This is a genomic window from Escherichia sp. E2748 (assembly GCF_005781125.1).
In the GTDB taxonomy this organism is placed as follows: Bacteria; Pseudomonadota; Gammaproteobacteria; order Enterobacterales; family Enterobacteriaceae; genus Escherichia.
This window is the reverse complement of the sequence record NZ_VATP01000021.1, coordinates 190,831-200,293: the sequence shown is the minus strand read 5'-3', so window position 1 is coordinate 200,293 and position 9,463 is coordinate 190,831. Positions and strand designations below refer to the sequence as shown.

At 53.5% G+C, this 9,463-nt stretch carries 7 protein-coding genes and 1 pseudogene; 6 read left to right on the top strand and 2 right to left on the bottom strand.

Annotated elements, in window-relative coordinates:
* Positions 1 to 71: 71 nt before the first annotated feature.
* Together FEK42_RS17450 and FEK42_RS17445 are read right to left on the bottom strand one after the other, a co-directional pair.
* Positions 72 to 272 (bottom strand): annotated as a pseudogene (locus tag FEK42_RS17450) (DcrB-related protein); the annotation flags it as partial.
* 811 nt (positions 273 to 1,083) lie between these two features.
* Positions 1,084 to 1,290 carry a YbfA family protein gene (locus FEK42_RS17445; RefSeq protein WP_000424924.1) on the bottom strand — a complete coding sequence of 69 codons (207 nt, stop codon included), beginning with the start codon at positions 1,288 to 1,290 and terminating at the stop codon, positions 1,084 to 1,086.
* 312 nt (positions 1,291 to 1,602) lie between these two features.
* Here FEK42_RS17445 and kdpF point away from each other — a divergent pair, with 312 nt between their 5' ends.
* From kdpF to kdpE, 6 genes are read left to right on the top strand one after another with little or no spacing between them, the layout of a single operon-like run.
* The gene (gene kdpF, locus FEK42_RS17440; RefSeq protein ID WP_001365534.1) at positions 1,603 to 1,692 is read left to right on the top strand and encodes a K(+)-transporting ATPase subunit F; all 90 of its coding nucleotides are present in this window, start codon (positions 1,603 to 1,605) and stop codon (positions 1,690 to 1,692) included.
* Complete coding sequence (gene kdpA / locus FEK42_RS17435) at positions 1,692 to 3,365, top strand: potassium-transporting ATPase subunit KdpA (RefSeq protein WP_135490959.1); 1,674 nt, start codon at positions 1,692 to 1,694, stop codon at positions 3,363 to 3,365. Before kdpF ends, kdpA begins: the two co-directional genes overlap by 1 nt.
* A gap of 22 nt (positions 3,366 to 3,387) precedes the next feature.
* On the top strand, positions 3,388 to 5,436 hold the full coding sequence (gene kdpB, locus FEK42_RS17430) for a potassium-transporting ATPase subunit KdpB (protein WP_135492624.1): 2,049 nt from the start codon (positions 3,388 to 3,390) through the stop codon (positions 5,434 to 5,436).
* An 8-nt stretch (positions 5,437 to 5,444) separates the two neighbouring features.
* Positions 5,445 to 6,017, top strand: coding sequence for a K(+)-transporting ATPase subunit C (gene kdpC, locus FEK42_RS17425; protein WP_135492623.1), 573 nt, complete (start codon positions 5,445 to 5,447; stop codon positions 6,015 to 6,017).
* Positions 6,010 to 8,694, top strand: a complete 2,685-nt coding sequence (kdpD, locus tag FEK42_RS17420) for a two-component system sensor histidine kinase KdpD (RefSeq protein WP_135492622.1) — start codon at positions 6,010 to 6,012, stop codon at positions 8,692 to 8,694. The genes kdpC and kdpD overlap by 8 nt, the downstream gene beginning before the upstream one ends.
* Positions 8,691 to 9,368, top strand: a complete 678-nt coding sequence (kdpE, locus tag FEK42_RS17415; RefSeq protein WP_130209834.1) for a two-component system response regulator KdpE — start codon at positions 8,691 to 8,693, stop codon at positions 9,366 to 9,368. The genes kdpD and kdpE overlap by 4 nt, the downstream gene beginning before the upstream one ends.
* The last annotated feature ends 95 nt before the right edge of the window (positions 9,369 to 9,463 follow it).

Below are 9,463 nucleotides of genomic sequence, written 5' to 3'. Positions count from 1 at the left end.
GACGTATGCAGCAGGGCATCCCCCTGTCTTGCCGCCCAGAATGCATCTTCCATGTCCCGTTCCCTGTGTGATTAATTCGTTCTGGCTTCCTGCCGTATCCTGAAGCGCAGATTCTTTTTAATTTCAGCCCAGCGCGTCATATCTGCCGGGGTCAGCGGTGTGGTTCTGGCGTAGGTGAAGGCCATCATGACCCGCTCACCCGGCAATACAAATGCCACCTGGCACTGGTACACATGCTCGTTACCCCGGAGAAACTGGCTCTGTATTTCCAAACAGTCTCATTGAGATAATATTCCGTCATAATGGAAATAGTCCGTTTTAATAAATGAATTATTTATTGACAGGTTCTGTTTTTTTAATCATGAATGTAATACCCATCACCGCTTTACAGCACACTTTATCTTTCCAGCCATAATCACTAATAATATTAAGCGATCACCAATATTTACAACGCCCAGAACGGATACATAGTTATGTATTTAACAGTTCCAACATATTCACCATACCAATAAAATTAAGAGTAACATCCACGCTACCGCCTCCATATAAAAAATGGACAGCTTATAAAATTGCATCTTGCATAGAAAGGGCTGAGATATCGGATGTATTATAATTATCAACAATAAATCTTGAATATTTTCATTAACAGCAACATATCTTATCCCATTAGATATGTTAACAATCAATTATTCTTAACATATCACTAAAGTATATATTACTCTCTTTACTATCTGTTTTTATTGCGGTAGCGATACTAATAGCAAAATTCGGAATTTATTTAGATGCTGGAATTAGAAAAAGGGATGGCGACTTTATCACCTTACCCTGAAGTTTCAGGAAAGTGTGTAAGGAAGTATGCAACCTAACTAGAGATTTCTGATGATCTAGTCGCTTAGAGCGACAATGAAGGTGACCGCATCCTGGCTTGTCCTTTGAAAGGATACTATCGAAACTTGATGCTAAAACAGTGATGAAATGAATAACACGATGGAAACGTCTTCCATGTTAATTATCATGGAAGACGTTGATGTAAAACACCTAAACCAGCCCCCTGATACGAGGCTGGCTTAAGCGCGCAGGCAATCAATAAAAATCGCCGGTTGCCTTTTCGGCCTGATCCATCCACACCGGTTTATCGCTGGTTTTCGACCAGACGCGATGCAAGTAGCTGTAAAAGCGGGCGCGGTCTTTCCAGAAAAGCATGAAAGGCAGCGCCAGAACGCCCGCTGCAACCGCATAAGTACGGCGTAAAAAGATAAGCCATGCAGGATATTCTCTGTAGAGTTCCATACTTTTCTCCCCCTTTTGTATCTAACCGGTGAATGGCACCGGAAAAATGAATTTGTTTATCTGATGAAAATAGTACCGCCTTTTGTGTAATTTTGCTACTCATCCGACCACTTATTTTTGCTTATTGATGGTTTATTTACATTCACCATGTAATTAAGTTACATAAAAGTTAAATTAATACTAATCATTAGTTAAGTCATGGCTTTTGCCATTTTTATACTTTTTTTACACCCCGTCCGCAGATTTTTGCGAAATCTTTGCAGCCAGAATTCTACCCTTCCGGTATCACTTTTAGGCCACTGGAGGTGCACTGTGAGTGCAGGCGTGATAGCCGGCGTGTTGCTGGTGTTTTTATTACTGGGTTATTTAGTTTATGCCCTGATCAATGCGGAGGCGTTCTGATGGCTGCGCAAGGGTTCTTACTGATCGCCACATTTTTACTGGTGTTAATGGTGCTGGCGCGCCCTTTAGGCAGCGGGCTGGCGCGGCTGATTAATGATATTCCTCTTCCCGGTACAGCGGGCGTTGAACGCGTACTCTTTCGTGTACTTGGCGTCTCTGACCGTGAGATGAACTGGAAGCAGTATCTCGCTGCCATTCTTGGCCTGAACATGCTGGGGCTGGCGGTGCTGTTTTTTATATTGCTCGGCCAGCACTATCTGCCACTTAATCCACAACAGTTGCCGGGGCTGTCGTGGGATCTGGCGCTGAATACCGCCGTCAGCTTTGTCACTAACACCAACTGGCAATCTTACAGCGGTGAGACCACGTTGAGCTATTTCAGCCAGATGGCGGGCTTAACGGTGCAAAACTTTCTTTCTGCTGCCAGCGGGATTGCGGTGATTTTTGCCCTCATCCGTGCATTTACCCGCCAGAGCATGAGCACACTCGGGAATGCCTGGGTCGATCTGCTACGCATCACGTTATGGGTGTTAGCCCCTGTGGCGTTGTTGATCGCACTGTTTTTTATTCAACAAGGTGCGTTGCAAAACTTTCAGCCTTATCAGGCCGTGACGACCATTGAAGGAGCACAACAGCTGTTACCAATGGGTCCGGTGGCTTCTCAGGAAGCGATCAAGATGCTCGGTACTAACGGCGGTGGCTTCTTTAATGCCAACTCGTCGCATCCGTTTGAAAACCCAACCGCACTGACCAACTTCGTGCAGATGCTGGCGATCTTCTTGATCCCAACAGCGCTGTGCTTTGCCTTTGGTGAAGTGGCGGGCGATCGCCGTCAGGGGCGCATGTTGCTGTGGGCGATGTCGGTGATTTTTGTTATCTGCGTAGGCGTGGTGATGTGGGCAGAAGTTCAGGGTAATCCGCATCTGCTGGCACTGGGCGCGGACAGCAGCATCAATATGGAAGGTAAAGAGAGCCGTTTCGGCGTGCTGGTCAGTAGCCTGTTTGCGGTCGTGACTACGGCTGCTTCCTGTGGCGCGGTGATTGCGATGCATGATTCGTTTACCGCTCTCGGTGGCATGGTGCCGATGTGGTTGATGCAAATTGGTGAAGTGGTATTCGGCGGTGTCGGTTCTGGCCTTTACGGCATGATGCTGTTTGTCCTGCTGGCGGTGTTTATTGCCGGGCTGATGATTGGTCGTACACCGGAATATCTGGGTAAAAAAATCGATGTACGCGAGATGAAATTGACCGCGCTGGCGATTCTGGTCACCCCGACGCTGGTGCTGATGGGCGCGGCGCTGGCAATGATAACCGACGCCGGACGTAGCGCCATGCTCAACCCTGGCCCGCATGGTTTTAGCGAAGTGCTGTACGCCGTGTCGTCCGCCGCTAACAACAACGGCAGCGCCTTTGCCGGATTAAGCGCCAACTCTCCGTTCTGGAACTGTTTGCTGGCGTTGTGCATGTTTGTCGGTCGCTTCGGGGTGATTATCCCGGTGATGGCAATTGCCGGTTCACTGGTGAGTAAAAAGAGCCAACCCGCCAGCTCCGGCACGCTGCCAACGCACGGCCCGCTGTTTGTTGGCCTGTTAATCGGCACCGTGTTGCTGGTTGGCGCACTGACCTTTATCCCTGCCCTGGCGCTTGGTCCGGTGGCGGAATATCTCTCCTGATGATATTGAGTGAGCACTGAATATGAGTCGTAAACAACTGGCGCTATTCGAACCAACACTTGTCGTTCAGGCGCTGAAAGAAGCGGTGAAAAAATTAAACCCGCAGGCGCAATGGCGCAATCCGGTGATGTTTATCGTCTGGATCGGCAGTTTGCTGACCACCTGTATTAGCATCGCGATGGCAAGCGGCGCGATGCCTGGCAATGCGCTGTTTAGCGCGGCAATTAGCGGCTGGCTGTGGGTCACCGTACTGTTCGCTAATTTCGCCGAGGCGCTGGCTGAAGGCCGCAGTAAAGCGCAGGCCAACAGTCTGAAAGGGGTGAAAAAAACTGCCTTTGCCCGCAAGCTGCGTGAGCCGAAATATGGCGCTGCGGCGGACAAAGTTCCCGCCGATCAACTGCGTAAAGGCGATATCGTGCTAGTAGAAGCAGGCGATATTATCCCCTGCGATGGTGAAGTCATTGAAGGGGGCGCATCGGTCGATGAAAGCGCCATCACCGGGGAATCGGCGCCGGTGATCCGTGAATCTGGCGGTGATTTTGCCTCCGTCACCGGCGGCACGCGTATTCTTTCTGACTGGCTGGTGATTAAGTGCAGCGTTAACCCCGGCGAGACATTTCTGGATCGGATGATCGCGATGGTGGAAGGCGCACAGCGACGTAAAACGCCGAACGAGATTGCCCTGACCATTCTGCTGATTGCCCTGACTATCGTCTTTTTACTGGCAACCGCCACGCTGTGGCCGTTTTCCGCGTGGGGCGGTAATGCAGTCAGTGTAACGGTACTGGTGGCGCTGCTGATCTGTCTGATCCCAACCACTATTGGCGGCCTGTTGTCAGCGATCGGCGTCGCCGGGATGAGTCGGATGCTGGGCGCGAATGTGATTGCCACCAGCGGACGTGCAGTTGAAGCGGCAGGTGACGTTGACGTCCTGCTGCTGGATAAAACCGGCACCATCACGCTGGGTAACCGTCAGGCATCGGAGTTTATCCCCGCGCAGGGCGTAGAGGAAAAAACGCTGGCCGATGCCGCACAACTGGCTTCGCTGGCTGATGAAACGCCGGAAGGCCGCAGTATTGTGATCCTCGCCAAGCAGCGTTTTAACCTGCGCGAGCGCGATGTGCAGTCGCTCCATGCCACCTTTGTACCGTTTACTGCGCAAAGCCGGATGAGCGGGATCAACATCGACAACCGCATGATCCGTAAAGGTTCTGTCGATGCCATTCGCCGCCATGTTGAGGCTAACGGCGGTCACTTCCCTGCCGATGTTGATCAAAAAGTCGATCAGGTTGCGCGTCAGGGAGCCACGCCGCTGGTGGTGGTGGAAGGTGCTCGTGTGCTGGGCGTTATTGCGCTGAAAGATATCGTCAAAGGCGGCATTAAAGAGCGTTTCGCCCAGCTGCGCCAAATGGGCATTAAAACAGTGATGATTACCGGAGATAACCGTCTGACTGCCGCCGCCATTGCTGCGGAAGCGGGCGTCGATGATTTCCTCGCCGAAGCGACACCGGAGGCCAAGCTGGCATTGATCCGTCAGTATCAGGCGGAAGGCCGTTTGGTGGCGATGACCGGCGACGGCACCAACGATGCTCCGGCACTGGCGCAGGCAGATGTCGCGGTGGCGATGAACTCCGGCACCCAGGCGGCGAAAGAAGCAGGCAATATGGTGGATCTGGACTCTAACCCGACCAAGTTGATCGAGGTGGTGCATATTGGCAAACAGATGCTGATGACCCGTGGCTCGCTGACAACCTTCAGCATTGCCAACGATGTGGCGAAATACTTCGCCATTATTCCGGCGGCGTTCGCGGCAACGTATCCGCAGTTAAATGCGCTGAATATCATGCGCCTGCATTCGCCCGACTCCGCCATTCTCAGTGCGGTCATTTTCAACGCCTTGATTATCGTCTTTTTGATTCCCCTGGCGTTAAAAGGCGTGAGTTATAAACCGCTTACCGCTTCTGCCATGTTGCGCCGTAACTTATGGATTTACGGTTTGGGTGGGCTGCTGGTGCCGTTTATTGGTATCAAAGTCATTGATTTACTGCTGACCGTTTGCGGTCTGGTGTGAGGTTTACCATGCGTGGATTACGTCCGGGATTATCGACATTTCTCTTTCTGTTATTGATTACTGGCGGCGTTTACCCGCTGCTGACTACTGCGCTGGGGCAATGGTGGTTTCCCTGGCAGGCCAACGGTTCATTGATCCGTGAAGGTGATATGGTGCGTGGCTCGGCATTAATCGGGCAGAATTTTACCGGCAACGGCTATTTTCATGGTCGCCCGTCGGCAACGGCAGAAATGCCCTATAATCCACAGGCTTCTGGCGGGAGCAATCTGGCAGTCAGTAACCCGGAGCTTGATAAACAGATAGCCACACGCGTTGCTGCATTACGGGCCGCTAACCCGGATGCCAGCACGAACGTTCCGGTTGAACTGGTGACGGCGTCGGCAAGCGGGCTGGACAATAACATCACCCCGCAAGCGGCGGCCTGGCAGATCCCACGTATCGCGAAAGCGCGTAATCTCAGCGTTGAACAGCTCACGCAGCTGATCGCAAAATACAGCCAACAACCGCTGGTGAAATATATCGGCCAGCCGGTCGTCAACATTGTTGAACTCAATCTGGCGCTGGATAAACTTGATGAATAACGAACCCTTACGTCCCGACCCCGATCGTCTGCTGGAACAAACTGCCGCGCCGCATCGGGGGAAGCTGAAAGTTTTCTTCGGTGCCTGTGCAGGCGTCGGGAAGACCTGGGCGATGCTGGCAGAAGCCCAGCGACTGCGGGCGCAAGGGCTGGATATTGTGGTTGGCGTGGTAGAAACCCACGGGCGAAAAGATACCGCCGCCATGCTGGAAGGTCTGGCTGTTCTGCCACTGAAACGCCAGGCGCATCGTGGGCGGCACATCAGCGAGTTTGATCTTGATGCCGCCCTCGCCCGCCGTCCGGCGCTGATCTTAATGGACGAACTGGCGCACAGTAATGCGCCAGGTTCCCGTCATCCTAAACGCTGGCAGGATATCGAAGAGCTGCTGGAAGCCGGCATTGATGTTTTCACAACCGTCAACGTTCAGCATCTGGAAAGTCTGAATGATGTGGTCAGCGGCGTCACCGGAATTCAGGTACGGGAAACCGTGCCCGATCCTTTTTTCGATGCCGCCGACGACGTGGTTCTGGTGGACTTGCCCCCGGACGATCTGCGCCAGCGGCTGAAAGAAGGCAAAGTCTATATTGCCGGGCAGGCGGAGCGCGCCATTGAACATTTTTTCCGCAAAGGCAATCTAATCGCCCTGCGCGAGCTGGCACTGCGCCGTACTGCCGATCGCGTAGATGAGCAAATGCGCGCCTGGCGGGGGCATCCTGGCGAAGAGAAAGTCTGGCACACGCGCGACGCGATCCTTTTATGCATCGGGCATAACACCGGCAGCGAAAAACTGGTCCGCGCGGCGGCGCGACTGGCGTCACGGCTGGGAAGCGTCTGGCACGCGGTGTATGTTGAAACCCCTGCCCTGCACCGCTTACCGGAGAAAAAACGTCGGGCAATTCTCAGCGCCTTACGTCTGGCGCAGGAGCTGGGCGCAGAGACGGCAACACTCTCTGATCCAGCGGAAGAAAAAGCGGTAGTGCGTTATGCCCGTGAACATAATCTCGGCAAGATTATTCTCGGTCGCCCGGCCTCGCGCCGCTGGTGGCGTCGGGAAACATTTGCTGACCGACTGGCGCGCATCGCCCCCGATCTCGATCAGGTTCTGGTCGCACTTGATGAGCCACCCGCCCGCACGATTAACAACGCGCCGGATAGCCGCTCTTTTAAAGACAAGTGGCGGGTACAGATTCAGGGATGCGTGGTTGCCGCCGCGTTATGCGCCGTTATCACCTTAATTGCCATGCAGTGGCTGATGACGTTTGATGCCGCCAACCTGGTGATGCTGTATCTGCTGGGCGTGGTGGTGGTGGCGCTATTTTATGGACGCTGGCCTTCGGTGGTTGCCACCGTCATTAATGTGGTGAGTTTCGATCTCTTTTTTATCGCCCCACGCGGCACGCTCGCCGTCTCTGATGTGCAATATCTGCTGACCTTCGCGGTGATGTTAACCGTTGGGCTGGTGATCGGGAACCTTACTGCTGGCGTGCGTTATCAGGCGCGGGTAGCCCGTTACCGCGAGCAACGCACACGGCACTTATATGAAATGTCCAAAGCTCTGGCTGTGGGCCGCAGTCCGCAGGACATCGCCGCCACCAGCGAACAATTTATTGCTTCCACGTTTCATGCCCGCAGTCAGGTGTTGTTGCCCGATGACAACGGTAAATTGCAGCCGTTAACACATCCGCAAGGAATGACGCCGTGGGACGATGCCATCGCGCAGTGGAGTTTTGATAAAGGCCTGCCTGCGGGCGCGGGCACCGACACGTTACCCGGCGTACCGTACCAGATTTTGCCGTTAAAAAGCGGCGAGAAAACCTACGGACTGGTGGTGGTGGAACCGGGGAATCTGCGCCAGTTGATGATCCCGGAACAGCAGCGCCTGCTGGAGACGTTTACGCTGTTAGTCGCCAATGCGCTTGAGCGGCTGACGCTGACCGCCAGCGAAGAACAGGCGCGGATGGCAAGCGAACGTGAACAGATCCGCAACGCCCTGCTGGCGGCGCTTTCGCATGATTTACGCACTCCGCTTACGGTGCTGTTCGGTCAGGCAGAAATCTTAACGCTCGATCTGGCAAGCGAAGGATCGCCTCACGCCCGCCAGGCCAGCGAAATTCGTCAGCATGTGCTGAACACTACCCGACTGGTGAATAATCTACTGGATATGGCGCGAATTCAGTCCGGCGGCTTTAATTTGAAGAAAGAGTGGTTAACGCTGGAAGAAGTGGTCGGCAGTGCGCTGCAAATGCTGGAACCAGGTTTATCGTCGCCCATCAATCTTTCTCTGCCAGAACCGCTGACCTTAATCCACGTTGACGGGCCACTCTTTGAACGGGTGCTGATTAATCTGCTGGAGAACGCGGTGAAATACGCGGGTGCGCAGGCCGAAATTGGTATTGATGCCCACGTTGAGGGCGAAAATCTACAACTGGATGTCTGGGATAACGGCCCCGGTCTTCCACCAGGCCAGGAGCAGACGATTTTCGATAAGTTTGCTCGCGGGAATAAAGAGTCGGCGGTACCAGGTGTAGGGCTTGGACTGGCAATTTGTCGGGCGATTGTGGATGTACACGGCGGCACCATTACCGCGTTCAACCGACCGGAAGGTGGTGCTTGTTTTCGTGTTACACTTCCCCAGCAAACTGCCCCTGAACTTGAAGAATTTCATGAGGATATGTGACAAACGTTCTGATTGTTGAAGATGAACAGGCTATTCGTCGCTTTCTGCGCACGGCGCTGGAGGGCGACGGTATGCGCGTCTTTGAAGCCGAAACGCTGCAACGGGGGCTGCTGGAAGCGGCGACTCGTAAGCCAGATTTGATTATTCTCGATCTCGGCCTGCCCGATGGCGATGGAATTGAGTTTATCCGCGACCTGCGCCAGTGGAGCGCGGTGCCGGTGATTGTGCTTTCCGCACGTAGCGAAGAGAGCGACAAAATCGCCGCGCTGGATGCCGGAGCGGATGATTATCTGAGTAAGCCGTTTGGCATTGGCGAATTGCAGGCCCGTCTGCGCGTCGCGTTACGCCGCCACTCAGCTACCACCGCGCCCGAGCCAGTGGTGAAATTTTCCGATGTTACCGTCGATTTAGCCGCCCGCGTGATTCACCGTGGTGAGGAAGAAGTACATCTCACGCCTATTGAGTTCCGTCTGCTGGCCGTGCTGCTCAACAATGCCGGAAAAGTGCTCACCCAGCGCCAGTTACTCAACCAAGTGTGGGGACCAAACGCGGTCGAACACAGTCACTATTTGCGTATTTATATGGGACATCTGCGACAAAAACTGGAACAGGATCCCGCTCGCCCCCGCCATTTCATTACTGAAACCGGGATTGGGTATCGGTTTATGCTTTAGGGGCTGAATTTCCGGATGCGGCGTAAACGCTTTATATGGCCTACAAAATCGCGCAAATTCAATACATTGTACCATCCGCGTAGACCTGATAAGCG

Coding starts and splice junctions, on each gene's coding strand:
- kdpD (WP_135492622.1), top strand. CDS start 6,010: ATGAATAACGAACCCTTACGTCCCGACCCCGATCGTCTGCTGGAACAA.
- kdpA (WP_135490959.1), top strand. CDS start 1,692: ATGGCTGCGCAAGGGTTCTTACTGATCGCCACATTTTTACTGGTGTTA.
- kdpC (WP_135492623.1), top strand. CDS start 5,445: ATGCGTGGATTACGTCCGGGATTATCGACATTTCTCTTTCTGTTATTG.
- kdpB (WP_135492624.1), top strand. CDS start 3,388: ATGAGTCGTAAACAACTGGCGCTATTCGAACCAACACTTGTCGTTCAG.
- FEK42_RS17445 (WP_000424924.1), bottom strand. CDS start 1,290: ATGGAACTCTACAGAGAATATCCTGCATGGCTTATCTTTTTACGCCGT.